This is a genomic window from Brucella pseudintermedia (assembly GCF_008932435.1).
Taxonomy (GTDB): domain Bacteria; phylum Pseudomonadota; class Alphaproteobacteria; order Rhizobiales; family Rhizobiaceae; genus Brucella; species Brucella pseudintermedia.
The window spans coordinates 18,593-44,675 of record NZ_WBWE01000018.1 but is presented as its reverse complement, the minus strand read 5'-3'; the positions used below and the strand labels follow the sequence as shown (position 1 = coordinate 44,675).

Sequence of the window (26,083 nt, the reverse complement as noted above, 5' to 3'; positions counted from 1 at the left end):
AGGTTGCGGTGTCAGCCCTGATTTTGGCCTTGTTTCGTCCCGATAGAACAGCATGGTTCCTGTACGCCTTTTTAAAAAATCTCGATTGCTTGCATCTGTGCAGGCTGGCCTTGTCGTGGCCGGGCTGTTTGCCTCTGCGCCTGTTCTGGCGCAGGATGCATTGCAGCAGCAGCGCGATCAGGCGGCGAGCGAATATGAAAAGCTCAGCAACGAACTCACTGTTACCGGCGACAAGCTGAAACAGCTTGAGGACGAGGTGGCCGGGCTGAAGAAGGATCAGGCCACCATCACCGCCGCGCTGATCCAGTCGGCCAAGACCGACAAGAAGCTGCAGCAGGATATTGCCGATATTGCCGACAAGCTGATCGCGCTGCGCGAGCAGGAAGACGGCATCCGCGCATCGCTCAGCGCAAGGCGCGGCGTTCTGGCCGAAGTGCTGGCCGCATTGCAGCGCATGGGGCTAAACCCGCCGCCCGCCATTCTGGTGCGGCCCGACGATGCGCTCGCCTCGGTGCGCAGCGCCGTGCTTCTTGGCGCCGTGGTGCCCGAAATGCGCGAGCAGGTGGAGGAGCTCACCGGCGACCTGAAAGACATGCAGCAGGTCACGGCTTCCATCGCGGAAGAGCAGGAAAAGCTGAAGACGACCCGCACGGTTCAGGCCGAAGAGCAGAAACGGCAATCACTTCTTCTTGAGGAGAAGAAGAAATTGCAGGCGCAATCGGAACAGGAAATCGAGGCGCAGCGCAAGCGTTCCGAAGAACTGGCGGCCAAGGCGGGCAGCCTGAAAGATCTTATCGACGGGCTCGACAAGCAGATGGCGGGCGTGCGCGATGCAGCCGAAGCGGCCCGCAAGGCGGAAGCCGATCGCCTTGCCGCAGCAAGGGAAAAGGCCGGTGAAGCCGCGCCCGATGACACGCATCTGCGCCCGCAGATCGATTTTGCCTCCTTGCAGGGCAAGCTTGCCTTGCCTGCGGCGGGCAGGACGGTGCGCCGCTACGGCGAGAAGGACGGCGTCGGCGGCTCCATGATGGGGCAGGTGGTCGAAACCTTGCCCTCTGCCACGATTACGTCACCTTCCGATGGCGTGATACTTTACGCGGGCACATTCCGTTCCTACGGGCAGCTCTTGATACTCGATGCGGGCAATGGATATCATGTCGTGATGGCTGGCATGGGTCGAATCGATGTATCGCAAGGCCAGTTTGTACTTGCGGGAGAGCCGGTCGGCGCAATGGGAGAAAAACTTCTCGCAAGTGTTGCACCGATAGAGGTGGGCAATGGCGCGCCATTGCTTTACATTGAATTTCGAAAGGATGGAAAACCCGTCGATCCCGCTCCGTGGTGGACCGAACGGCTTTCTGGAAGGACGTGAAAATGATGCGTAAACTGTCGCTGCTGTTCGCCGGGGCCCTTCTGGGGGCGTCAGCCATGGTGATGGTCCAGGGCGCGCCGGCTTCCACTGCTTTCGCGGCAGGGAAAGATAGCGATGTCTACAAGGAACTGGCCCTTTTCGGCGATATTTTCGAGCGTGTGCGCGCGCAATATGTGACGCCGCCCGACGACAAGAAGCTGACCGAAAGCGCGATCAACGGCATGTTGACCTCGCTCGATCCGCATTCGTCCTATCTCAACCCGGAAGCCGCGCAGGACATGCGCGCGCAGACCAAGGGCGAGTTCGGCGGTCTCGGCATTGAAGTGACCATGGACAACGATCTCGTGAAGGTCATTGCGCCAATTGACGATACGCCCGCCTCCAAGGCCGGCGTGCTGGCAGGCGACCTCATCACCAAGATCGACGGGCAGGAAGTGCGCGGGCTGTCGCTGAACGACGCCGTGGACAAGATGCGCGGCGAAGTGGGCTCGCAGATTGAGCTGACCATTCAGCGCGAAGGCGCCGACAAGCCGATCACGCTGAAGATCGCGCGCGCCATCATCAAGGTGAAGGCCGTTCGCTACCGCGTCGAGAACGATGTGGGCTATCTGCGCGTCATCTCGTTTACCGAACAGACGTCCGATGACCTGAAGAAGGCGATCAAGGATATTCAGGACAAGATTCCGGGCGACAAGCTCAAGGGCTATGTGCTGGACCTTCGCCTCAATCCGGGCGGGCTGCTCGATCAGGCGGTCGCCGTATCCGACGCCTTCCTCGACAAGGGCGAGGTGGTTTCGACCCGTGGCCGCGATCCGCAGGACGTGACGCGCTTCGATGCGCGCAAGGGCGACCTGACCGACGGCAAGCCGGTCATTGTTCTCATCAATGGCGGTTCGGCCAGTGCTTCGGAAATCGTTGCCGGTGCGCTTCAGGATCATCGCCGCGCCACCGTGCTCGGCACGCAGTCCTTCGGCAAGGGCTCGGTGCAGACGATCATTCCGCTCGGCGAAAACGGTTCGCTGCGCCTGACGACCGCGCTCTATTACACGCCATCGGGCAAGTCGATCCAGGGCAAGGGCATCACGCCCGACATCAAGGTCGACCAGCCATTGCCGCCGGAACTGAAGGGTGAGGACGTCGTGCGCGGCGAATCCGAACTCAAGGGCCACATCAAGGGCAATGCCGAGGATGACAACGGCTCCGGTTCGTCGGCCTATGTTCCGCCTGATCCGAAGGATGACATCCAGCTCAACGAAGCCATCAAGCTTCTGCGCGGCGAGGTAGCCAATGCAGCCTTCCCGCCGGACCCGAAGAAGGGCGTATTGAACTGATCGCTCCATGCTGGATCTGAACAGCCCGTTAGGACTGGACAAGAAACCGCGAAAGCGCGGGGGCTTACGCTCCCGCGCTTTTCGTTCGTCCGTGAAAGGTCTGGCCATCGTCGCCGGGCTTTGCCTTGCCGGGGGCGCGGTCTTCGCCATCTGGCAGGCCAATCAGGCGGGGTTCCGCAAGGTTGAAACCGCCGCGCTGGAACCGGCGCAAGCTGAAGTGCCTGCCGCCAAGCCCGAGGTCAAACCCGTGACCGGCAACACGCCGCCGCCCGGCAGCGCATTGCGCGGCGGCAGCGGCCAGCCGGGACCGGCCATCATCAAGGTCACGCCGGACATGCCGCCCGGTATGCCAAATGTCACTGCGGGCGCGGAAGGCAATGTGGTCGTGGTGCACAACACGCATCGGTCCGGGCAGGACCAGCGCGTCGCGCATTTGCCCGAACCGGCGCTGGTCGAGCAGAGCCCGACCGGGCCGCTTCCGGTGCGCGGCGCGGACGGCCTGCGCCCGATGGACGCCTATGCGGTCGGCTGGTCCGGCGCACGCGGGGCGCGGATTGCGCTTGTCATTGGCGGTCTCGGGCTTTCCCAGACCGGCAGCATGGAGGCAATCGACAAGCTGCCGCAGGAAATCACGCTCGGTTTTGCGCCGCAGGGCAACAGTTTGCAGCGCTGGATGCAGGCGGCCCGGCAAAACGGTCATGAACTTGTGCTGCAATTGCCGATGGAGCCTTTCGATTATCCGCGCGTCAATCCCGGCCGCAATACGCTGACGGTGGATGACGGGGCGAAGAAGAATCAGGCTTCCCTGCTGTGGGCGCTGTCGCGCATGACCAATTATGCGGGGGTGATGAACTATATGGGCGCACGTTTCACAGCCGAGACGGAAGCCTTTTCGCCGGTGCTGGGCGAGATCGGCAGGCGCGGCCTTTATTATCTGGATGACGGCACTTCTGCGCGCAGCCAGGCCGACCGGATTGCCGAAAGCGACGCGGTGCCTTTCGCGGCGGCGGATGTGCTGATCGATGCGGCGCAGGACCGCGGCGCGATCCTTGATCGTCTGGACGAGCTGGAGCGGATCGCACGGGCCAAGGGCAGCGCCATCGGCACCGGCTCGGCCTTTGCCGTGACGGTCGATGCTGTTGCCGCATGGGCCAATGAGGTCAAGAAGCGCGGCATTGAAATCGTGCCGGTTTCGGCGCTGGTTCGCGATCCTGAACGGCAGTAAAGCATTTCCAGCAAAAGTGCGAAGCGGTTTTGCGTGGGATAATGCGCAAAACAAAAAGATAGAGCATTTCCAATGGTTCAATTTAAGCTGGAAATGCTCTGAGTCTGCATATCATGGAGAATGTCATGTCGAAGCATAAAGGCCCTGTCGACCCGGAAAGCCTGCCTTACCGTCCCTGTGTCGGGCTGATGGTGCTGAACAAGGCCGGTCTGGTCTGGGCAGGGCGGCGCATCGTCATTCCGGGCGACGAGATGGACGGCGCGACGCAGCTCTGGCAGATGCCGCAAGGCGGCATCGACAAGGGCGAGGACCCGGTCGAGGCGGCGGTGCGCGAACTTTATGAGGAAACCGGCATGAAGTCGGTCTCGCTGCTGGAGGAAGCGTCGGACTGGATCAATTACGACCTGCCGCCGCATCTGGTCGGCATTGCGCTCAAGGGCAAGTATCGCGGCCAGACGCAAAAATGGTTTGCCTATCGCTTCGAGGGCGACGAGAGCGAAATCGCCATCAACCCGCCACCCGGCGGCCATACCGCCGAGTTCGACCGCTGGGAATGGAAGCCGATGGCCGAACTGCCGGGGCTGATCGTTCCCTTCAAGCGCAAGGTTTACGAGGACGTGGTTGCCGCTTTCCGGCATCTCGCGGCCTGATTTGAGAGGAGAGGGCGCGCTCGCCCCTTGTGCCGCCCGCCAACATATAGTCAACTCGCATCAGGCGCGCCGGACGGCGCGTTTTGAGAGGGAGAAAAACGCATGGATGTTGGAAGTCTTCTCGTATTTCTTTTTGTGGGTCTTATCGCCGGCTGGCTGGCAGGCAAGGTCGTGCAGGGCGGCGGTTTCGGCCTGATCGGTAATATTATCGTCGGCGTGATCGGCGCTTTCTTTGCGGGCTGGCTGCTGCCGCGCCTTGGGTTTTCCATCGGCGGAGGGATTATCGCCGCAATCGTCAACGCATTTATCGGCGCGGCCATCCTGCTTGTCATCCTGCGCATCATCAAACGCGCCTGACCTGCAAATATTTTTCTGAACAGACCCGGCTTCCCGAAAGCCGGGTTTCTTCATTGCGAAGTTCAATCCCATGACACCGAATTCCAAACTGTCGCTCGGGCTGATTCTCACCGCATCGGCCGGTTTCGTCGATGCGATTGCCTTCCTGCAGCTTGGCGGCTTCTTCGCTTCCTTCATGAGCGGCAACACGACCCAGCTCGGCACCGCGCTGGCCGGACAACCGGGACCGCAGGGCGCGGTGCTGGTGTGGTTTCCGGCCATCCTGATCGTGCTGTTTTTCGCCGGAGCATTTTTCGGCACGCTGACGGTGCGCGCCCATGGACGCCGGGGCAGCCTTTATGTGATGGCGAGTGTCGTGGCGATATTGCTGCTGGTCGGCGTGCTGCGGCGGGAGGGCGCGCTGTTCATCCAGCCGGTGCTGCTGCTTGCCGCCGCCATGGGCGCGCAGAACGCGGCGGTGCAGCCGATAGGCGCGGCGCGTCTGGGCGTGACCTATGTGACCGGCACGCTCTTCAACGCTGCCGCCGACCTTGCCTGTTCGCTGCGCGGCGAAACGCCGAAATGGCGCTGGCTCCAGCATGTGGCCGTGTGGCTTTCCCTGATGCTTGGCGCTGTCGGCGGCGGACTTGGGCACTCTCTCATCGGCCTCGACGCGCTGTTCGTTCCGGCTGCGATGATTGTGGGCGTCATGGTCGCCTATGCGAAGCTCAACTGAAAAGAGACTTTTCGCTTTCCACCAGTTCGGAAATCAGGGCCGAAACCGCCGTCACGCGCCGCAAGGTGCGGGCGGATTCGTGATAGGCGAGCCAGTAGGCGCGGCGAATGATCCGGTCCGGCAGGACAGGCACAAGATCAGGATCGGCGCGGGCGATGAAGGCGTGAAGAATGCCGATACCCGCACCGGCGCGCACGGCCTCGACCTGTCCGAGAGCGCTCGACACCTCAAAGGCCGGCTTCCAGTCGCGGGAAATTTCCGGCGCATAGGCGAGCGACGGATTGATGACCAGATCCTCCACATAGCCGATCAGCCGGTGATGATTGAGGTCTTCCGGGCTTTCCGGCGTGCCGTTTTCTGCCAGATAGCGCCGATGCGCATAGAGGCCCAGCGTATAATCGACGAGCCTGCGCGCGATCAGCCTGCCTTGTTCCGGACGTTCGACCGTAATCGCGATATCCGCCTCGCGGCGTGACAGTGAAAAGGAACGCGGCACAGGCACAAGCTGGATGGTGAGGTCCGGATATTTTTGGGTCAGCCGCGCCAGCCGGGGCGCGAGGAAATTGACGCCGAACCCGTCCGGCGCGCCGATGCGCACCGTGCCCGACACGGCAATATCGGCATTGCCGACCTGCGAGCGGGCGGCGAGCATTTCGGCTTCCATGCGCTCAGCCGCCAGCAGAAACTCCTCGCCCGCCTGCGTCAGCGTCGAGCCGTTGGTGCGCCGTGTCAGAAGCGTGGTGGAAAGTGCCGTTTCAAGCGCCGTCAGCCGCCGCGCGACAGTGGTGTGGTTGAGGCCGAGCCTTTTGGCCGCGCCCAGAATCTGGCCGGAGCGGGCAACAGCCAGGAATATGCGAATATCGTCCCAGTTCATGGCGGCACACTAGCATAAAAATGCACAACGGATACGCTTTTCAGCGCCTTGCAATCAGGAATTTGCAGAGTCAAGATGGCGGCAACGATGGGGGCCTCTGCGCCCTCCAAAGCGATCATCAGGGAGGTTCTTCGATGCGCAATATCGGACATTTCATCGGCGGCAAGCATGTGGCGGGCAAGAGCGGCCGCACGGCGGACGTCTTCCAGCCGCTCGACGGCTCGGTGCAGGCCAAGGTGGCGCTCGCCACCAAGGAAGAAGTGCGCGCCGCTGTCGAAAACGCCAAGGCTGCACAGCCGGCCTGGGCGGCGACCAACCCGCAGCGCCGGGTTCGGATCCTGCGCAAGTTCATCGAACTGGTCGAAGCCGAATATGACAGCCTCGCCGAGCTCCTGGCCCGCGAACACGGCAAGACCATCGCCGACGCCAAGGGCGACATCCAGCGCGGCCTCGAAGTGGTGGAAGTCTGCCTCGGTGCGGCGCATATGCTGAAAGGCGAGTTCACCGACAATGCCGGTACGGGCATCGACACCTATTCCATGCGCCAGCCGCTTGGCGTCGTGGCAGGCATCACGCCGTTCAACTTCCCGGCCATGATCCCGCTGTGGAAGGCTGGTCCGGCGATTGCCTGCGGCAATGCCTTCATCCTGAAGCCGTCCGAGCGCGATCCGGGCGTGCCGATGCGCCTTGCCGAACTGTTCATGGAAGCCGGTCTTCCGGCAGGCATTTTCAACGTCGTCAATGGCGACAAGGAATCGGTCGATGCGCTGCTCGATGATCCGGACGTGCAGGCCATCGGCTTTGTCGGCTCCACGCCGATTGCACAATATATCTATGGCCGCGGCTGCTCGAACGGCAAGCGCGTGCAGTGCTTCGGCGGCGCGAAGAACCATCTTCTCATCATGCCGGACGCCGACATGGACCAGACCGTCGACGCGCTGATCGGCGCTGGCTACGGTTCGGCTGGCGAGCGCTGCATGGCGATCTCCGTTGCGGTGCCGGTCGGTGAAGACACCGCCAACCGCCTGATGGAAAAGCTGATCCCGCGCGTCGAAGCGCTGAAGATCGGCACCTCCACCGACAATTCCGCCGATTACGGCCCGCTCGTCACCAAGGCAGCGCTCGACCGTGTGCGCGGCTATGTCGATCTCGGTGTGGAAGAAGGCGCGAAGCTCGTCGTCGATGGCCGTAATTTCAAGATGCAGGGCTATGAAGACGGCTTCTACATGGGCGGCTGCCTGTTCGACCATGTGACCAAGGACATGCGCATCTACAAGGAAGAAATTTTTGGCCCGGTTCTCTCGGTCGTGCGCGCCAAGAATTACGAGGAAGCGCTGGCCCTGCCGAACGATCATGAATATGGCAACGGCGTTGCGATCTTCACCCGTGACGGCGATGCGGCCCGCGATTTCGCCAGCCGCGTGCAGGTCGGCATGGTCGGCATCAATGTGCCGATCCCGGTTCCGATCGCTTACTACACCTTCGGCGGCTGGAAGGCTTCCGGCTTCGGCGATCTCAACCAGCATGGCCCGGATGCGTTCCGCTTCTACACCAAGACCAAGACCGTCACCTCGCGCTGGCCGTCCGGGGTTAAGGATGGGGCAGAGTTCGTCATCCCGACGATGAAGTAAGCATTCCGCTTAACACCTCGTCATTCGATGAACTCAGGATGAGGTGATTGGCAACCTTACTGTCCCCCAAGCGAACCCCGCCCTGTGGCGGGGTTTTTGTTTGTATCCTGGCGTCCATGACGGGCAGAATTGGTCATCATCGCCAATGCCCAGCTTCATCTTGAGCCTATCAAGGGGTCGAAGGATGGCTGTGGGGCGGGCTTTCAGGAATGCAGGGGCGGAAAGCCGTGCCGTTCCGTCAGGGCGGCCAAAATCTTGTGCGGGTCGGCAATCAGCGAACGGCCTTCATACATGCCGGTCTCAAACTCGGAACGGTCGCCATCCTTCACTATCAACAGAGGCAGGCTTTGGTTGTCCTCGCCTGCCAGCGCTATCACGCCCTTGCGCGGGCGCTGCCAGTCGATGCGCTCAATATCCAGACTGCTGCCCAGCGCCGGAAACGAAGCCAGCACGCCTTCGATGAGCGCGCAGTGCCAGCAATAGAATGTCTGGCCGGGATAAGCCGGATCTTCAAATCCCGGCTTCAAGAGAAAAAGCTTGTCCTGTTTCATCTGTCACCCCAAATTTGGCCGGGAGAAGGCCGGGCTCGGCTCCCGGAACGCGCATTTCGCAAAGCTTTTCGCACTTTTCGGAATATGATTTGGAACAGCTTTCCAAGCCAGATGCCGGCAATCGATCTATAGCTTGATCCCGATTGCAAAAGCTCAACTTTTTCGATCCCCGCCCTAAATAGACAAAGTAGCCCGATCATCAGGAGTTCCGTTCATGAGCGAAAAGATCAATCGCCGCATCGTGCTGGCATCGCGCCCCGAAGGTCGCCCGACCGCCGAAAACTTCCGGCTGGAGAAAGCGGCGATCCCCAGCCCCGGTGATGGCGAGGTTCTGCTGCGGCTGCGCTATCTGTCGCTCGATCCCTATATGCGCGGGCGCATGAGCGCGGCGAAATCCTATGCCGCGCCGGTCGCCATCGGCGATGTGATGGAGGGCGGCACGGTTGGCGAAGTGGTTGAAAGCGGGAGCGCGGGCTTTGCACCGGGCGATTTCGTGCTTTCGCATTCCGGCTGGCAGGATTATGCGGTCGCCGATGCCTCGACCCTGCGCAAGCTCGATCCGAAGGAGGCTCCTGTGACCACGGCGCTTGGCGTGCTCGGCATGCCGGGCTTTACCGCCTATTCGGGCCTCCTCACCATCGGCCAGCCGAAACCGGGCGAGACCGTCGTGGTGGCGGCGGCAACCGGCCCGGTCGGTTCTGCTGTCGGGCAGATTGCCCGGATGAAGGGCGCGCGCGCCGTCGGCATTGCGGGCGGGGCGGATAAGTGCAAGGCGTTGATCGACGAGTTCGGCTTCGATGCGGCCATTGATCACCGCAGCCAGAATTTCGCGCAGGAACTGGCGGCTGCCTGCCCGAAGGGCATCGACGTCTATTTCGAGAATGTCGGCGGCAAGGTTTTCGATGCGGTGTTTCCGCTTCTGAACCAGTTTGCGCGCGTGCCGGTCTGCGGCCTGATCGCGCAGTATAATCAGAGCGGGCCGTTCGAGGGGCCAGACCGCCTGCCGCTGGTGATGCGGGATGTTCTGTCGAAAAGCCTCACCATTCGCGGTTTTATCCAGCGTGATTTCGCCGATCAGAGGCCAGCCTTCCACCACGACATGGTGAAGTGGATTGCCGATGGGCAAGTGCGCTATCGCGAAGATATTGTCGATGGGCTGGAAAATGCGCCGAAAGCCTTCATTTCCCTGCTGGAAGGCGGCAATTTCGGCAAGCTGATCGTGAAGCTTGCATGAGACTGCAATAAACTACTTGCAGAACGGCCTGTTGAGCGTGATGCTGTGGCTGTTTCCTCTGTTGGAAACGAGTGTGGCGATTCCGAAATTCGTATCACTTCGGAGTGGGTTGCGAACGAACTTCAAATCCACCACACTGAGTCATTGCAAAGGCAGGCAGGGCATGGGCGAGCGCCAGCAGGCGGGCATAGGGGAAGGCGGCGGACCGGGGCGCGAGCGCCAGGAAGAGGCCCAACGCATTCTTGACCGGCTGGAGCGCGAGCAGACCGGGGCCGAAGGCATTGTGCGGCGCGGTTTTTTCCGCACTACGCAACATCTGGCCGCCGCCGACGCCCCCGAAAATGATCCCATCGAGCTTTGGGCCACGCGCGTCGGGCGCGGGCTCGGCTTCCTCATCACGCTGGCGATCATCGTCTGGCTCATTTTCTATCTCATGCAAAGCTAGGTGCCCAATGACGCTTTCAGCGCCTTCGGATGCAACAACCGTTATTGTCATCTCAAGCCACGTCGTGCGCGGATCGGTCGGCAATCGGGCTGCCGTTTTCGCATTGGAAACACTGGGTTTTCCAGTCTGGGCCGTGCCGACCGTGGTGCTGCCATGGCATCCGGGACACGGAGTTCCGGGCGCTCCGGCGGGGCGCATCGTGCCGCCGGCGGAAGAGTTTTCGCGCCTGATGCAGGATCTCGAGCGCGCGCCATGGCTTGGCGAAGTGGGCGCTATCCTGACCGGCTATCTCGGCCATCCCGAACAGGCGGAGGCCGTTGCCGGACTGGTCAAGACCGTGAAGGCGAAAAATCCGCAAGCCGTCTATCTCTGCGATCCGGTCATCGGCGACGAGAAGGGGCTTTACGTGCCCGAAGCGACGGCGACCGGCATTCGCGACAGGCTTCTGCCGCTCGCCGATATTGCGACGCCCAACCGGTTCGAGCTTTCCTGGCTGACGGGCGTGCCGCTCGAAGACAATACCGCCTTGATGGAAGCAGCGCTCGAAGCCGGTCCGGCGACCATGCTGGTCACATCGGCCTTTCCGCTGATGACCGGCAGTATCGGCAATATTCTGCTGACCCCGACCATGGCGCTGATGGCCGAGCATCGCCGTGTCGATGGCCCGACCAACGGGCTTGGCGATCTGACCTCGGCGGTGTTTCTGGCGCGGCGTCTTTCGGGCATGACCGAGGAAAAGATGCTGCAAAGCACAACGGCGGCGGTGTTCGAGATCATGGCGCGTTCGGCCAAGCGGGGCGCGGACGAGCTGATGCTGGAGGCCGATGCATCGAGCCTTGCAACGCCGATGGCCATGGTGCAGACGCGGCGGCTGATGCATCCGACCAAGGGATTTCGCGCCTGATGCAGACCGCCGCCATGTTCGCTGGCGTCGATGGCTGTCCCGGCGGCTGGATCGCGGTGATCGGCGAGGGCGGGGGCTTGCGGGCCGAAGTGTTCGGTAGCTTTGCCGTCCTGGCGGCGTCGCTGCCCGACAAGGCGATCATTGCTGTCGATATGCCGATCGGTCTGCCCGAAAAGGGCGCGCGTTCGGCGGAGCGGGCCGCGCGGGCGCATCTCGGTGAAAGGCAATCGAGCCTTTTCTCCATTCCGCCGCGCGCTGCCGTTTATGCCCCGGATTACCGCGAAAGCTGTTCCCGGTCGCTCGAACGGACCGATCCGCCGCGCAAGGTTTCGAGGCAGGCATTCGGGCTTTTCCCGAAGATTTGCGAGCTTGATGCCTTGTTGCGCGGCGATGCCGGACTTGCGATGCGCGTCATCGAATCGCATCCCGAACTGGCTTTTGCCGCGCTGAACGGCATGAAGGCCATGGCGCTGCCCAAGAAGATCAAGGGCCGCGTAAACCCGGAAGGTCTGGGCGAGCGCCGGGCATTGCTGCGCGGCTGCGGACTGCCGGAAGATTTTTTGCAAAGTCCGGTTCCGCGCGGCGCGAAGGAGGATGACTTTCTCGATGCCTGCGCCATGTATCTCGTGGCCCGTCGCCATGCACGTGGCGAGGCGCGTCCGTATCCCGGCCATGTGGAACGCGACGATTTCGGTCTGCGCATGGCGATATGGGCTTGAGAAACATGCGTGAATGCCAGCGGAAACCTGCGTCCAATTCGACGCAGCCCGTATCGTGCATTTCGATTGATCTCGCTTTTCGATAGGGATATTGGAAAAATATGGTTGATCTTCCAGACTCACTTCTCGCCGGTTATCGAACCTTCATGCGCGAGCATTTTGCCCATGAAACCGCACGATACCGCCATTTGGCCGACAAGGGACAATCACCCGAAACGCTGGTTATCGCGTGCTGTGATTCCCGTGCGGCTCCCGAAACCATCTTCAACACGGCGCCCGGCGAAATCTTCGTCCTGCGCAATGTTGCCAACCTCATTCCGCCCTATGAGCCCGATGGCGAATATCATGCCGCTTCCGCCGCACTGGAATTCGCGGTTCAGAGCCTCAAGGTGAAGAATATCGTCGTGATGGGCCATGGCCGCTGCGGCGGCATCAAGGCGGCGCTCGACACCGAAAGCGCACCGCTTTCCCCGGGCGACTTCATCGGAAAATGGATGAGCCTGATCGCGCCCGCCGCCGAAGCTGTCAGCGGCAACCAACTCATGACGCAGAGCGAACGCCAGACGGCGCTGGAGCGCATCTCCATCCGCTACTCCATCAACAATCTGCGCACATTTCCCTGCGTCGATATTCTGGAGAAGAAGGGCAAGCTGACACTGCATGGCGCATGGTTCGATATTTCGACCGGCGAGCTTTGGGTGATGGATCACCAGACAGGTGATTTCAAGCGGCCCGATCCAGCCTGATCGAATATTCGAGAAGAGTGTTTTGGGAACGGTTCCTTTCATGTCGAGAGGGGCCGTTGCCTTATTTTGGCCATCGGAAATCGGTGATTTTCTTCCCAAAACGCGAAAAATCGCATCAGAACATACAAAAATAGCCCCAAAGATTGGGGCTATTTTGTGAAACTTGCGGCTTTTCTGTGGCAATTTCAAAGCGAAATTGCGGATCGCGGCCTGAGAGCGGGACGATTTGAACTAAATCTTCCTCCCGCTCCGAATTTTTATTGGAGCATGATTTTTTCCGAAAACCGGTTCCCGCTTTTCGGAACCATGCTTTAATTCCCGTCGATGGCCTTGCCCATGACGGCGATGGCGCGCTGGTAGACCTGCGCGGCATTCCAGCCCTGGATCGCGCCGTAGTTCGGTTCGCCCGGCTGATAGCCTGCACCGCGCCGCCAGCCGTGGCCGACGAGGAAGTTCGCGGTCGAATGCAGCGCGTCCGCCTTGTTGCGCAGGTCGAAATGGGCGCCGCCCGAACCGCTGACGCCATACTTCAGGACATTTGCCGGCATGAACTGGGTCTGGCCGACTTCACCATGCATCGCGCCTACCGCCTGCGGGCTGAGGTCACCCTGATCGATGAGCTTGAGAGCGGCATAGAGCTGGCCGGTGAAGTATTCGGAACGGCGGCAGTCATAGGCCAGCGTTGCAACGGCCGACAGCGTGTGCTGCTTGCCGAGATAGGAGCCGAAGCCGGTTTCCATGCCCCAGATGGCGATCAGCGGGCCGGCCGGAACGCCATAACGCTTCTCGATCGCCGCGAAGAGAGCGGCGTTCTGCTGCTTCTGGGCGCGGCCGCGCTTGATGATGGTGTCGGCGCCGCGCTTCTTCATGAAGTCTTCAAAGGAGAGCTTGAAGCTCTTCTGATTGCGGTCGGCATTGATGGTGGCCTGCGCATATTTGGTGTTGGCCAGCGCATTGAGAGCCACCTTGCCAACGCCGCGCGACGGCGCTTCCTTCAGGGTTTGCTGGAGCCAGGCATTATAACCGGCGGCGTTGTTGCCACACTGGGCTGCCTCGGCAATGCCCGTTCCCGTCATCATGCCCATTGCAAGAACTGCTGCTGCCGTCCAAGTCCGGCCCTTGGCAACCAATGCCATTCGTTTCTCCTTTGGAGTTGATTCGACCTCAACGCGAATTTGCCATTCCTTACACCAAATGTCATGCGGCAACGGCAAAACGGGCAGAGGCACGTGCGAAATGCCGCGCTTACAAACATTTTTGCATCAAAACAGCAAGCTTTTGTTCGCGCCCGGTGACGGGTGAAATTTTTTGCTTGGAAGCTGTGGCTTTCATACCTATTGCTTATGGTCTGACTGGTAAAAACTCTTTACCAGCGTTTCATAGCTAGTTTCAACGTTCGTGACATTGACGGGGAGGACGCCACATGTCGAACGGATTTCTTGCGCTATTTGCGTTTCTGCCAATTCTTGTAGCCGGCGTCATGCTGGTTGGATTTCGTGTTCAGGCCCGCATCGCGATGCCGGTGACCTATGTGCTGACCGTGGTGATCGCCATGGCGATCTGGGGCATGAGCGGCAACCGGGTCATCGCCTCGACCATTCAGGGCCTGATCCAGACGGCGGGCCTGCTCTGGATCATTTTCGGGGCGATACTGCTTCTCAACACACTTAAATATTCGGGCGGCATTTCCGCCATCCGATCGGGCTTCGCCCAGATCAGCCCGGACCGCCGCATCCAGGTATTCCTGATTGCCTGGCTGTTCGGCTCGTTCATCGAGGGCGCATCCGGTTTCGGCACGCCTGCCGCCGTGGTGGCGCCGCTGATGGTGGCGGTCGGGTTTCCTGCGCTTGCCGCCGTCACGTTCGGACTGGTGATCCAGTCCACGCCGGTCTCGTTCGGGGCCGTCGGCACACCGCTCATCGTCGGCGTTCAGTCCGGTCTCAATCGCGAGGCGCTGACGGCGCAATTGCAGGGCGTCGGCTCGGGCTGGGAGCAGTTCTTCCATATCATCACATCGGAAGTGGCGATCCTGCACGCGCTGTGCGGCACGTTCATGCCGCTGTTCCTTGTGGTCCTCATGACCCGTTTCTTCGGGCGCAACCGCTCCTGGACGGAAGGCCTTGCCATTCTGCCTTTTGCGCTGTTCGCCGCCTTCTCGTTCACCATCCCCTATGTGTTGAGCGCGGTTTTCCTCGGCGCAGAATTTCCGTCCATGATCGGCGGTCTCGTCGGTCTGGCGCTGGCGACATTCGCAGCGCGCAGCGGCTTTCTCATGCCGAAGCAGACCTGGGATTTCCCACCCGCATCGGAATGGCCCTCAACCTGGCTCGGCAGCGTCGAAATCAAGCTCGATGAGCTGACATCGAAGAAGATTCCGCTGGCGCTGGCATGGACGCCCTATGTGCTTCTGGCGATTTTCCTCGTCGTCAGCCGCGTGTTCCCGTCCGTGGGCGATGCGCTGAAGTCGATCACCTTCGTTGCCAAGGACATCATGGGCGAAGCCGGGATCGGCGGCGATTTCACGCCGCTCTTCCTGCCGGGCGGCCTTCTGGTCATCGTCTGCGTGATCACCTTCTTCCTGCATCGCATGAATGGCGGGCAGTTCGCCAAGGCTTTCGGTGAAAGCACCAAGACGCTGGTGGGCGCGGGCTTCGTGCTTCTGTTCACCGTGCCGATGGTGCGTGTCATGATCAATTCCGGCGTCAACGGCAAGGAACTGGTCAGCATGCCGCTGATGGTGGCCGACTGGGTGGCGACGGAAGTCGGAAACGTTTATCCGTTCTTCGCGCCGTCCGTCGGTGCGCTGGGCGCGTTCCTTGCAGGCTCCAACACGGTATCGAACCTCATGCTCAGCCAGTTCCAATATGGCGTGGCGGAAGGGCTCGGCATTTCCGGTGCGCTGATGGTTGCCGGCCAGTCGGTCGGTGCTGCGGCGGGCAACATGATCGCGATCCACAACGTGGTTGCGGCTTCGGCGACTGTCGGCTTGCTGGGGCGCGAAGGCACCACCCTGCGCATGACCGTCATCCCCACGATCTATTATGTGGTGCTGGCGGGAACGCTGCTGATGATCGGGCTTTATGTGCTGGGCATCGGCGACCCGCTGGCCGGTGTCGCGGCACAATAAACGCAATCGAACGTGAAACCGGCCCCGGTTTGTTTCAGGGGCGCATCCGGAAAAGTGTGAAACGATTTTCGGAACGAGATGCGCCCAAGGGAAACAGGGGCCGGTTTCAGCGTATTCCGGCCTTTTGCTTGACATTGCGGGCCGATCGCCTTAAAGCCTGCACCAATCTATCCGCGATCTTCAGAACGCGAGCCACCGACCGGGACCCATCATGGTATAAAGCGATCCCGGAGGTCCACATCCGACAGCGCGATGCGCCCTCGGGTGCTGTACCGCTTTGGTTGCTTCTTGAACTGGCAGAGCCACGGGACGATTTATCCCTGACGAAGCATAAGCCTCTTCTCGGATTAAAAGGAAATTCGATGTTTGAATCACTTCAGGAGCGTCTTGGCTCCATCCTGAACGGCCTGACCGGACGCGGCGCTCTTTCAGAAGCCGACGTGACGGCGGCGCTGCGCGAAGTGCGCCGCGCGCTGATCGAGGCCGACGTTTCGCTGGAAGTGGTTCGCTCCTTCACCGACAAGGTGCGGGAAAAGGCCGTTGGCGCTGAAATCCTCAAAAGCATCAAGCCCGGCCAGATGGTCGTCAAGATCGTCCATGACGAACTTGTCGAGATGCTCGGCACCGAGGGCGTATCCATCGACCTGAACGCGCCTGCGCCCGTCGTCATCATGATGGTCGGCTTGCAGGGCTCCGGTAAGACGACCACCACGGGCAAGATCGCCAAGCGCCTGACCGAGCGCCAGCGCAAGAAGGTACTGATGGCGTCGCTCGATACGCGCCGTCCGGCAGCGCAGGAACAGCTTCGCCAGCTTGGCATCCAGACCGGCGTCGACACGCTGCCGATCATTGCCGGCCAGTCGCCGGTGGAAATCGCCAAGCGCGCCGTGCAGGCGGCAAAGCTTGGCGCGCACGATGTGGTCATTCTCGACACCGCGGGCCGCACGCATATCGACGAGCCGCTGATGGTGGAAATGGCGGATATCCGCAAGGCCGCCAATCCGCATGAAATCCTGCTCGTCGCCGACAGCCTGACCGGTCAGGACGCCGTCAATCTGGCGCGCAATTTCGATGAGCGCGTCGGCATTACCGGCATTGTGCTCACCCGCATGGACGGCGACGGACGCGGCGGTGCCGCCCTTTCCATGCGCGCCATCACCGGCAAGCCGATCAAGCTGATCGCCACCGGCGAAAAGATGGATGCGCTTGAGGAGTTTTATCCCAAGCGCATCGCGGACCGCATTCTCGGCATGGGCGACATTGTTTCGCTGGTCGAAAAAGCTGCCGAAAACATCGACGCGGAAAAAGCCGCCGCGATGGCCAAGAAGATGCAGTCGGGCAAGTTCGATCTCAACGATCTTGCCGATCAGCTCAGGCAGATGAAGAAGCTCGGCGGCATGGGCGGCATCATGGGCATGATGCCGGGCATGGCAGGCATGAAGGACAAGGTGGCAGCCGCCGGTCTCGACGACAAGGTGTTCGACCGTCAGCTCGCCATCATCGGTTCCATGACCAAGGCCGAGCGCGCCAATCCCGATATTCTCAAGCACAGCCGCAAGCAGCGCATCGCCAAGGGTTCCGGCACCACTGCCGCCGACATCAACAAGCTTCTCAAGATGCATCGCCAGATGGCCGACATGATGAAAGTCATGGGCAAGGGCAAGGGCGGAATGATGAAGCAGATGATGGGCGGTCTCGCGAATAAGATGGGGCTGGGCGGTCTGAGTGGAATGGGCGGTATGCCCGATCTCTCCAAGATGGACCCCAAGCAGCTTGAGGCGCTGGCCAAGCAGGCGGAAGCAGCGGGCCTGACGAAAGGCGGCGGCTTGCCGGGTCTTCCCGGCGGCGGACTTCCGGGCGGTCTGCCCGGTCTGGGCGGACCCAAGCTTCCCGGTCTCGGTGGCGGCCTTCCGGGGCTGCCGAAGAAGAAGTGAGCATCATGAGCGACGAACAGAATACTGCACCGGCTGAACTTCTGGCACTGCGCGCCTCCATCGACAATATCGATGCGGCGTTGATCCATATGCTGGCCGAGCGTTTTCGCTGCACCAAGGCTGTCGGCGTTCTGAAGGCTGAACGCGGTCTCGCGCCGGCTGATCCGGCCCGCGAAAAGCGTCAGGTGGAACGTCTGCGCGCGCTTGCAGTCGACGCCAACCTCGATCCCGATTTTGCTGAAAAATTCCTGAACTTCATCGTGAAGGAAGTCATTCGGCATCATGAGCATACCGCCGCCAATCACGGCGGGAAACAATAGCTATATCGATAGCTTAACCCGTTTTGCCACGGCCATCCCGGGCGAAGCAATTGTCTAAAGGAAAGAAAAAATGTCTCTGAAGATTCGTCTGGCCCGCGCTGGCTCCAAGAAGCGTCCTTACTACCACATCGTCGTTGCCGACGTCCGCAGCCCGCGTGACGGCCGCTTCATCGAAACCGTTGGCGCATGGAACCCGATGCTGGCCAAGGACGCCGAACGCGTGAAGCTCGACGCCGACCGCATCCAGCATTGGATTGCACAGGGCGCACAGCCGACCGATCGCGTTCTGCGCTTCCTCGATCAGGCTGGCCTTGCAAAGCGTCCGGCCCGCAGCAACCCGACCAAGGGTGAGCCGGGCAAGAAGGCGCAGGAACGTCTGGCCATGGCCAAGCAGGCTGAAGAAGAAGCCGCTGCAAAGGCTGCTGAAGCTGCCGCAGCCGCCGCAGAAGCCGCTGCTGCTCCGGCTGAAGAAGCTGCAAGCGAATAATTTTTTCGCGCAGTTTGTGTTTTGAGAAAGCGGCGGAGCAATCCGTCGCTTTTTCTTTTTAATCCGCCATTTTGAATGGGCTGGACGCGCCGCCAAAATCGCTTATCTTATTGATTTGACGGCTCGCATTTGCGTGAACACGTAGGTGCGGGTGACGAATTTGTCCCCCCGGCGCTTGGCAAAGCGCCCTTTTCAGGAGAAGTCCATGTCGGCTGCGACGGTTGCCACTTCTTTCTCTTTTCGCCGCATTTTCATCGCTCTTGGTCTCATCGTTCTGGTTCCGCTGCTCTCCGCATGCGGTTTCAATACGATCCCGACCAATGAGGAACGGGCGAAGGCCGCCTGGGGCGAGGTGCAGAACCAGTATCAGCGCCGCGCCGATCTCGTGCCCAATCTGGTCGAGACCGTGAAGGGCTATGCCGCTCACGAACAGGAAACCCTGCAAGCGGTGATCGAGGCGCGCGCCAAGGCGACGCAGGTGCAGATCACGCCTGAAACGCTCAATAATCCCGAACTCTTCAAGCAGTTTCAGGATAATCAGGCCAACCTGACGAGCGCGCTGTCGCGCCTGATGGTGGTGGTCGAGCGCTATCCGGACCTGAAAGCCAACCAGAACTTCCTTGCCTTGCAGTCGCAGCTTGAAGGCACCGAAAACCGCATCGCCGTGGCGCGCCGCGACTATATCGAGGCGGTTCGTGTCTACAACACGTCGCTGCGCACCATGCCGACGATGATCTGGACATGGATATGGTATCGCGATGCGCAGCCCATGCAGAGCTTCAGCGCCGATGCGGGCAGCCAGACCGCGCCCAAAGTCAACTTCAACTGACGGCGCGATTTATGGCGCGTGCGGCACTCTTGCGTGATCGTCGCGGTCTTTTTTGGCCGCGACATTTGCTTGCGCTCGCTTTCCTGATTTTTTCGAGCGTTCTGGCGCTGAACAATGCGCTGGCGCAGGACGCGCCGAAGCCCGCGCAGGCCCTGACGGGCCGCGTGGTGGACGCGGCGGGGATCATCGATCCGGCTGAGCGCCAGCAATTGACGCAAAAGCTTGCCGATTTCGAAGCGAAGTCGTCCGATCAGGTGGTCGTGGTGACGGTTCCAAGCCTCAATGGCGAAGACATCGAAACCTATTCCAACCGTCTGTTCCGCGCCTGGGCGCTGGGACAGAGCCAAGAAAACAACGGCATCTTGCTCGTGGTTGCGCCCAACGACCGCAAGGTGCGCATCGAGGTCGGCTATGGTCTCGAAGGCGTGATGACCGACGCGCTTTCAAGCGTCATCATCAATGGCACCATCATTCCGGAATTTCGCACCGGCAATTATTCGAACGGTATCGTGCAGGGCGTGGACGGCATTCTTTCGGTGCTGTCCGGCGATGCGGCGGAGCTTGAAGCGCGGGCGAAGCGCAATGTGCAGTCAAGCTCGGACGATGTCGACTGGGTGTTCGTCGTCTTCATCACCTTCTGGTGCCTGATCTTCTTCGGCGGTTTCGGCATGGCGATCCTGACGCCGGTTTTCGGACGCAAGATCGGGCCGGGCAAGTATCAGTGGCTCGGCATGGTCGTGGATTACAACAATCGCGGCGGCGGTTTCTCCGGCGGTGGCGGCTCATCGGGTGGCGGCGGCGCCTCGGGCAGCTGGTAGGGAGACGCAACGATGAAGCATCACACGCTGATTGGCGCCGAGGACCATGCCCGCATCGCCGAGGCGATCCGCAAGGCGGAAGCCGAAACCGCCGGTGAGATCTATGCCGTTCTAGCACGTTCCAGCGACGATTATTTCTTTGCGGCGGGCTTCGTCGCGACTTGCGGCATTCTGGTCGCCGCGGTGGTCGCGGCCTTTCTCGCGCACTGGTACTGGTTCGATATCCGCCTGCCCATGTTCGGCCTGGCGGTGCTGGCGGCGTTTCTGACCGCAATGCTGGTGCTCTGGGTCTTTCCGGCCATCCGGATGCTGCTGGTGCCGCGCCGCATCCGCTACAAGCGCGCGCATCTCAATGCCGTGCAGCAGTTTCTGGCGCGCAATGTGCATATCACCGAGAACCGCACCGGCATCCTGCTCTTCGTCTCCATGGCCGAACATTATGCCGAGGTGATCGCCGATGCGGGCATCCACGCGCGTGTGGAACAGGACGAGTGGAACGCGATTGTCGCAACGCTCATCCATCATGCATCGCGGGCGCAGGTGGCCGAAGGTTTTGTGCTGGCAATCGGTCAGGCGGGGCTATTGCTGGAGAAGCATTTCCCGGCAGGCCCGGACAATGTGAATGAACTCGACGATCACCTGATCGAGCTCTGAGCACTTCATTCTTCATCAGAATCATCTGCAACTTTAGTCTGAAATGCGGCGAAACCGACCCACGGCTTCGCGCCTCTGGCAGGTTTCGTGGGGGGCGTGGAGAATTCCTCCGGCATAATCCGAAATTTCGCAGGAAGTTTTCGAAGTTTTGTTCCAAATTAAATGGATTAAATGCTGTTTTTCTGACTTTCCGGGAAATTTTTCGTTATTTTCAGCGAATTGCCATCGAATCCGGTGCCCAATCTGCTAGTTTGGCGCGCATTGCCATCATGACAGGAGTATCCGACGTGACTGCAAAGCAGGATCGGTCGAGCAAGGTTAAGGGTTCCAAGGCAGGCAAGGAGGAGAAGAAGGGAGGAAAGTCGAAGGCGCTTACGGCCTTCTCGCAGCTTCTCTTCGAATGGGCGCCGCCAGAAGATCTGGCCGCTTACGATGCCGCCGCTCTCGACAGTTCGGCCCGTCACGGCTATGCGGCGCTTGAATCCTGGCGCAAGGGCAAGAGCATCATCAGCGTCGACAACGGCATCGAACGCCATGGTCGCCCGGTGAGCGTCATCACCATCGTCAACGACAACATGCCGTTCCTGCTCGACTCCATCATGGGTGAGCTGAACGATCATGCCAGCCAGATTTTCATGGTCGTGCATCCGGTGCTGGATATTGCCCGGGAGAAGGACGAACTGGTCATTCTCGGCGAAGCATCGCAGCTTGCGCCCGCCAAGGGCGTCGAGCGCGTCAGCCTGGTGCAGATTCATCTCCCGGCCCTCGACAAGCAGGCCAAGGCCGCCCTGACCGCCGCCATCAAGCGCGTGCTCGGACAGGTCCGCGCCGCCGTCAGCGACTGGAAGCCGATGCTCAAGCGCCTCGACGGCGCCATTGCCGATTACAAGCGGGTTCACGAAATGACGGGCGATCCGGCCATGCCGGAAGCGATCGCCTTTCTGGAATGGCTGCGCGACGACCGTTTCATCTTCCTCGGCCTTCGCGAGCTGACCTTCAAGGGCAAGGGCGACAAGCGCGAACTGGTTCCGGTCAAGGAAACGCTCGGCATCCTCAACGATCACGAAGTGCGGGTCCTGCGCAAGGATGACGACGACACGGTGACGCCGCGCGAGGTGACGGAATTCCTCGACGGCGGCGAGCCGCTCATCGTCACCAAGGCGAACTCGCTTTCGCTGGTGCATCGCCGCTCCTATCTCGATTATGTCGGCGTGAAGATATTCGGCGAGAAGGGTGAAGCCGTCGGCGAACTGCGCCTTGTCGGCCTTTTCACCTCGGTTGCCTATACGAGTTCAGTCGCGGGCATCCCGTTCATCCGCTCCAAGGCCGATGCGGTCATCAAGCATCTGGGCTTCAACCGCGAGGACCATTCGGGCAAGGCGCTCATCAACGTGCTGGAAGAATATCCGCGCGACGAGCTTTTCCAGATCGATGTGGAAAGCCTCACGGCCAATGCCGAACTGATCCTGGCGCTCGGCGAACGTCCCCGCGTTCGCGCCGTGCCGCGTCTCGATCGCTTTGGCCGTTTCGCGACCGTGCTGGTCTATATCCCGCGCGACCGTTACGACTCGGTCGTGCGCGAGAAGATCGGCCACTATCTGGTCGACGTCTATGGCGGCGACAGCTTCGAGTTCCACCCCGTCTTCCTGCAGAACGGCCTGACGCGCGTTCAGTTTGTCATCCGCCGTCACGAGCGCTCCACGCCGCATGTGGACCGGGAAGCGCTGGAAGCTGAAGTGCGCGCCATTGTGCGCACATGGGACGATGCGGTGCGCGAAAGCTCCGACAGCGCTGACGCAAAGACCGTTGCGCTTGCTGCAAGCTTTCCGCCATCCTACCGCGAAATCTTCACGGCGCCGGAAGCGCTGGTCGATGCCGAGCGCATTGCCGGCCTGAGCGCAGAAGCTCCGCTTTTCGTGGACTTCTATCGCTATCGCACCGATGGTCCCGATGCGGTTTCGCTGAAGATCTATCACCACGGCGCGCCGGTCGTGCTGTCGCAACGCGTGCCGCTTCTGGAAAACATGGGTTTCCGCGTCGTCAGCGAGCAGACCATCGACCTGCCAAATGCGGGCAAGGATGGCGCGCCTGTCTACCTTCACGACATGCAGCTCGTGAACGCTTATGGTGCGCCCGTCGATCTTTCCGACGATGGCGAGATGCTGGAAGACGTGTTCCGCAATGTCTGGAACGGTCTGGCCGATAATGACGGCTACAACGCGCTGGTGCAGACCGCGCGGCTGACGGCACGCCAGATCATGATTTTGCGTTCCTATGGCCGTTACCTGCAACAGGCGGGCATCGCCTATTCGCAGGGCTTCATCGCGGCAGCACTGAACCGCTACCCGGAAATCGCTAGCGACCTCTATTCGCTGTTCGACCTGCGTTTCAACCCGTCGGCCAAGCGCCGCGATGCGGCTGAAAAGAAGCTGGTCGACGGCATCGAAACCGCGCTCCTGGGCGTGCCGAGCATCGATGACGACCAGATTTTGCGCCGTTTCCGCAATCTGATCGAGGCGACGCTGCGCACCAACGCCTATCAGCCGGATGCCGAGGGCAAGCCGCGCGTCACCTTCGCCTTCAAGCTCGATCCGCGTCTGGTCGACGGCCTGCCGGACCCGCGCCCCTATCGCGAAATCTTCGTCTATGGGCCGGAAGTGGAAGGCGTGCATTTGCGCTTCGGCGCGGTCGCCCGCGGCGGCCTGCGCTGGTCGGACCGCGCACAGGATTATCGCACCGAAGTGCTGGGTCTGGTGAAGGCGCAGCAGGTCAAGAATGCGGTGATCGTGCCGGTTGGCGCCAAGGGCGGCTTCTATCCGAAGCGCCTGCCGGTCGGCGGCGACCGCAATGCGGTGTTCGAAGCCGGTCGCGATGCCTACAAGATCTTCATTTCCACGCTGCTGTCGGTCACCGACAATATCGAGGACAGCCATGTCGTGCCGCCGGCGGAAGTCGTGCGTCATGACAATGACGATCCTTACTTCGTCGTTGCCGCCGACAAGGGCACGGCCACATTCTCCGATACGGCCAACGCCATCAGCCAGGCGCATGATTTCTGGCTGGACGATGCGTTCGCGTCCGGTGGTTCCGCCGGTTACGACCACAAGGGCATGGGCATCACGGCGCGCGGCGCGTGGGAAGCCGTGAAGCGGCATTTCCGCGAACTCGACATGGATATCCAGAACGAGCCTTTCACGGTTGCCGGTGTGGGCGACATGTCTGGCGACGTGTTCGGCAACGGCATGTTGCTTTCCGAACAGATCCGTCTGGTGGCGGCGTTCGACCATCGCGATATCTTCATCGATCCGAACCCGGTTCCGGCGGACGGCTTTGCCGAGCGCAAGCGTCTGTTCGAGCTGCCGCGTTCGAGCTGGCAGGACTATGACCGCTCCAAGCTTTCGGCTGGCGGCGGCATTTATAGCCGCAGCCAGAAGACGATTACGCTGTCGCCGGAAGCGGCCGAAGCCATCGGCCTTGGCAAGACCTCCGGTACACCGCAGGAAATCATGACGGCGATCCTGAAGTCGAAGGTCGATCTCCTCTGGTTTGGCGGTATCGGTACCTATATCCGCTCGTCCGCCGAAACGGATGCGCAGGTAGGCGACCGCGCCAATGATGCGATCCGCATCACCGGCTCGGAAGTTGGCGCGCGGGTGATCGGCGAAGGCGCAAACCTTGGCGTGACCCAGCGCGGGCGTATCGAATATGCACTGTCGGGCGGTCGCGGCAACACGGACGCCATCGACAATTCGGCAGGCGTCAACTGCTCGGACGTCGAGGTCAACATCAAGATCGCGCTGGCTGCCGCCATGCGTTCGGGCAAGCTCAAGCGCCCGGCGCGCGACAAGCTTCTCACCAGCATGACCGACGATGTGTCGGCGCTGGTCCTGCGCAACAACTATCTGCAGCCGCTGGCGCTTTCGCTGAGCGAACGTCAGGGACTGGCGGAACTGCCCTATCAGGCGCGCTTCATGGCGGAACTGGAAGCCCGCAAGCTTCTCGACCGCAAGGTGGAGAACCTGCCGTCCGACGCCATGCTGATCGAGCGCCAGAAGGCTGGCCAGCCGCTCACCCGCCCGGAACTGGCGGTTCTGCTGGCCTATGCGAAGCTGTCGCTCTGTGACGATCTGGTGGCGAGCCAGCTTCCGGACGAGCCTTACTTCCAGTCGCTGCTGATGGGCTATTTCCCGAAGCGCATGGTGAAGACCTATGCGGAGGAAATCTCCGGCCATCGCCTGCGCCGTGAAATCGTCGCCACCTTGCTCGCAAACGATGTCATCAATCGCGGCGGCATCACCGTCATCAGCCGTCTGGCCGATACGACCGGCAAGTCGCCTGCCGATATCGTCCGCGCCTATGTGGCGGTGCGCGACGGTTTCGATATCGACACGATCTATGACGCCATCGATGCGCTCGATAACAAGGTGCCGGGCGACGTGCAGAACCAGTTCTACCATCTGGTCGGCGAAATGCTGCAGGCGACGACGGCATGGGTGCTGCGCAACGACACGACCCGCGCCAACCTGACGGAGCTGGTGGATACGATCACCCGCGCCCGCGCCGAACTGGAGCCGCGTTTCGACGGGCTGATGCCCGAATATCTGAAGAGCGCGCTTCAGACCGACAAGGCCGCCTTCGTGGAAATGGGCGCGCCGGAAAAGCTGGCACAGCGTCTTGCCAATCTCCAGCTTGCTGGCATCATGCCGGACATTGCGCTGATCGCGCATCTGGCCGGCGCCGACCGGGTGGTTACCGCCAAGACCTATTTCGGCGTTTCGGAAGCCTTCCGCATCGGCCGCATCGAGGAAGCCGCACGCGCTATCCCCGTCACGGATTATTATGACGGGCTGGCGCTGTCACGGGCAAGCGATACGATCACGCAGGCCGCACGCGGCATCACCATTGCGGCGCTCAAGCGTTTTGCCAAGGACAAGGACCCGGCGGCAGCCTGGTTTGCAGCCGATGGCGCCCGCATCGAGCAGGTGAGGAACCGCATGGTTGCGCTGACGGAAGGTGGCGACCTGACCGTTTCGCGACTGGCGGTTGCGGCCGGCCTGATGTCCGATCTGGCGCAGTAGAAAAGCCGGAAAATGCGGCAAAACAAATAGTTGGACCGGTTCCGGCGATCCTGCCGAAACACGAACCACCTGATTTTAGAAG

23 protein-coding genes are annotated in these 26,083 nt (G+C 61.2%); 20 read left to right on the top strand and 3 right to left on the bottom strand.

Annotated features, from left to right (window positions below):
* Positions 1-52 precede the first annotated feature (52 nt).
* The 6 genes from F9K78_RS19995 (at position 53) to F9K78_RS19970 (ending at position 5,650) form a co-directional block, all read left to right on the top strand.
* Positions 53-1,372: a murein hydrolase activator EnvC family protein gene (locus F9K78_RS19995; RefSeq protein WP_121987128.1), complete on the top strand. Its 1,320-nt coding sequence runs from the start codon at positions 53-55 to the stop codon at positions 1,370-1,372.
* Positions 1,373-1,374: 2 nt separating this feature from the next.
* A complete protein-coding gene (locus tag F9K78_RS19990) occupies positions 1,375-2,703 on the top strand; it encodes a S41 family peptidase (RefSeq protein WP_121983858.1) in 1,329 nt (442 codons plus the stop codon).
* Positions 2,704-2,710: 7 nt separating this feature from the next.
* Positions 2,711-3,928, top strand: a complete 1,218-nt coding sequence (locus F9K78_RS19985) for a divergent polysaccharide deacetylase family protein (protein WP_121987127.1) — start codon at positions 2,711-2,713, stop codon at positions 3,926-3,928.
* A 125-nt stretch (positions 3,929-4,053) separates the two neighbouring features.
* On the top strand, positions 4,054-4,578 hold the full coding sequence (locus F9K78_RS19980; RefSeq protein ID WP_121983856.1) for an RNA pyrophosphohydrolase: 525 nt from the start codon (positions 4,054-4,056) through the stop codon (positions 4,576-4,578).
* Between the two features lie 102 nt (positions 4,579-4,680).
* Complete coding sequence (locus F9K78_RS19975; protein ID WP_114216965.1) at positions 4,681-4,935, top strand: GlsB/YeaQ/YmgE family stress response membrane protein; 255 nt, start codon at positions 4,681-4,683, stop codon at positions 4,933-4,935.
* A gap of 70 nt (positions 4,936-5,005) precedes the next feature.
* The gene (locus F9K78_RS19970) at positions 5,006-5,650 is read left to right on the top strand and encodes a YoaK family protein (RefSeq protein WP_121987126.1); all 645 of its coding nucleotides are present in this window, start codon (positions 5,006-5,008) and stop codon (positions 5,648-5,650) included.
* Here F9K78_RS19970 and F9K78_RS19965 read toward each other — a convergent pair.
* Entirely contained in the window at positions 5,643-6,524 is an 882-nt protein-coding gene (locus F9K78_RS19965; protein WP_121983854.1) for a LysR family transcriptional regulator, read from the bottom strand. The genes F9K78_RS19970 and F9K78_RS19965 overlap by 8 nt on opposite strands.
* Before the next feature lie 134 nt (positions 6,525-6,658).
* Here F9K78_RS19965 and F9K78_RS19960 point away from each other — a divergent pair, with 134 nt between their 5' ends.
* The gene (locus F9K78_RS19960; protein WP_121987125.1) at positions 6,659-8,155 is read left to right on the top strand and encodes a CoA-acylating methylmalonate-semialdehyde dehydrogenase; all 1,497 of its coding nucleotides are present in this window, start codon (positions 6,659-6,661) and stop codon (positions 8,153-8,155) included.
* 203 nt (positions 8,156-8,358) lie between these two features.
* Here the strand turns inward: F9K78_RS19960 and F9K78_RS19955 are convergent, their stop codons facing one another.
* Entirely contained in the window at positions 8,359-8,706 is a 348-nt protein-coding gene (locus F9K78_RS19955; RefSeq protein WP_121987124.1) for a DUF3088 domain-containing protein, read from the bottom strand.
* Between the two features lie 214 nt (positions 8,707-8,920).
* Here F9K78_RS19955 and F9K78_RS19950 point away from each other — a divergent pair, with 214 nt between their 5' ends.
* From F9K78_RS19950 to F9K78_RS19930, 5 genes are all read left to right on the top strand, one after another.
* On the top strand, positions 8,921-9,940 hold the full coding sequence (locus F9K78_RS19950) for an NADP-dependent oxidoreductase (protein ID WP_121987123.1): 1,020 nt from the start codon (positions 8,921-8,923) through the stop codon (positions 9,938-9,940).
* Positions 9,941-10,103: 163 nt separating this feature from the next.
* Entirely contained in the window at positions 10,104-10,385 is a 282-nt protein-coding gene (locus tag F9K78_RS19945; protein WP_121987122.1) for a hypothetical protein, read from the top strand.
* 7 nt (positions 10,386-10,392) lie between these two features.
* Positions 10,393-11,289, top strand: coding sequence for a pyridoxal kinase PdxY (gene pdxY / locus F9K78_RS19940; protein ID WP_121987121.1), 897 nt, complete (start codon positions 10,393-10,395; stop codon positions 11,287-11,289).
* On the top strand, positions 11,289-12,008 hold the full coding sequence (locus F9K78_RS19935) for a DUF429 domain-containing protein (RefSeq protein WP_121987120.1): 720 nt from the start codon (positions 11,289-11,291) through the stop codon (positions 12,006-12,008). Before pdxY ends, F9K78_RS19935 begins: the two co-directional genes overlap by 1 nt.
* Positions 12,009-12,109: 101 nt before the next feature.
* A complete protein-coding gene (locus tag F9K78_RS19930) occupies positions 12,110-12,754 on the top strand; it encodes a carbonic anhydrase (RefSeq protein ID WP_121983848.1) in 645 nt (214 codons plus the stop codon).
* Between the two features lie 311 nt (positions 12,755-13,065).
* On the opposite strand, the gene F9K78_RS19925 is transcribed toward F9K78_RS19930, so the two are convergent.
* The gene (locus F9K78_RS19925; protein ID WP_121983847.1) at positions 13,066-13,890 is read right to left on the bottom strand and encodes a lytic murein transglycosylase; all 825 of its coding nucleotides are present in this window, start codon (positions 13,888-13,890) and stop codon (positions 13,066-13,068) included.
* Between the two features lie 287 nt (positions 13,891-14,177).
* Here F9K78_RS19925 and F9K78_RS19920 point away from each other — a divergent pair, with 287 nt between their 5' ends.
* The 8 genes from F9K78_RS19920 to F9K78_RS19885 all read left to right on the top strand — a co-directional run bounded on the left by F9K78_RS19920 (position 14,178) and on the right by F9K78_RS19885 (position 26,001).
* Positions 14,178-15,881 carry an L-lactate permease gene (locus tag F9K78_RS19920; protein ID WP_121987119.1) on the top strand — a complete coding sequence of 568 codons (1,704 nt, stop codon included), beginning with the start codon at positions 14,178-14,180 and terminating at the stop codon, positions 15,879-15,881.
* Between the two features lie 362 nt (positions 15,882-16,243).
* Entirely contained in the window at positions 16,244-17,815 is a 1,572-nt protein-coding gene (ffh, locus tag F9K78_RS19915) for a signal recognition particle protein (protein ID WP_121987118.1), read from the top strand.
* A 5-nt stretch (positions 17,816-17,820) separates the two neighbouring features.
* Positions 17,821-18,135 (top strand): chorismate mutase, encoded by a 315-nt coding sequence (locus F9K78_RS19910; protein ID WP_121983873.1) that lies wholly within the window; start codon positions 17,821-17,823, stop codon positions 18,133-18,135.
* Positions 18,136-18,205: 70 nt separating this feature from the next.
* A complete protein-coding gene (gene rpsP / locus F9K78_RS19905) occupies positions 18,206-18,622 on the top strand; it encodes a 30S ribosomal protein S16 (RefSeq protein WP_021588087.1) in 417 nt (138 codons plus the stop codon).
* 205 nt (positions 18,623-18,827) lie between these two features.
* Positions 18,828-19,451, top strand: a complete 624-nt coding sequence (locus F9K78_RS19900; RefSeq protein ID WP_121987117.1) for a LemA family protein — start codon at positions 18,828-18,830, stop codon at positions 19,449-19,451.
* 11 nt (positions 19,452-19,462) lie between these two features.
* Positions 19,463-20,269 (top strand): TPM domain-containing protein, encoded by an 807-nt coding sequence (locus tag F9K78_RS19895; protein ID WP_151682628.1) that lies wholly within the window; start codon positions 19,463-19,465, stop codon positions 20,267-20,269.
* Positions 20,270-20,281: 12 nt separating this feature from the next.
* The gene (locus F9K78_RS19890; RefSeq protein WP_121983407.1) at positions 20,282-20,923 is read left to right on the top strand and encodes a TPM domain-containing protein; all 642 of its coding nucleotides are present in this window, start codon (positions 20,282-20,284) and stop codon (positions 20,921-20,923) included.
* Positions 20,924-21,210: 287 nt separating this feature from the next.
* A complete protein-coding gene (locus F9K78_RS19885) occupies positions 21,211-26,001 on the top strand; it encodes an NAD-glutamate dehydrogenase (protein WP_121986195.1) in 4,791 nt (1,596 codons plus the stop codon).
* The last annotated feature ends 82 nt before the right edge of the window (positions 26,002-26,083 follow it).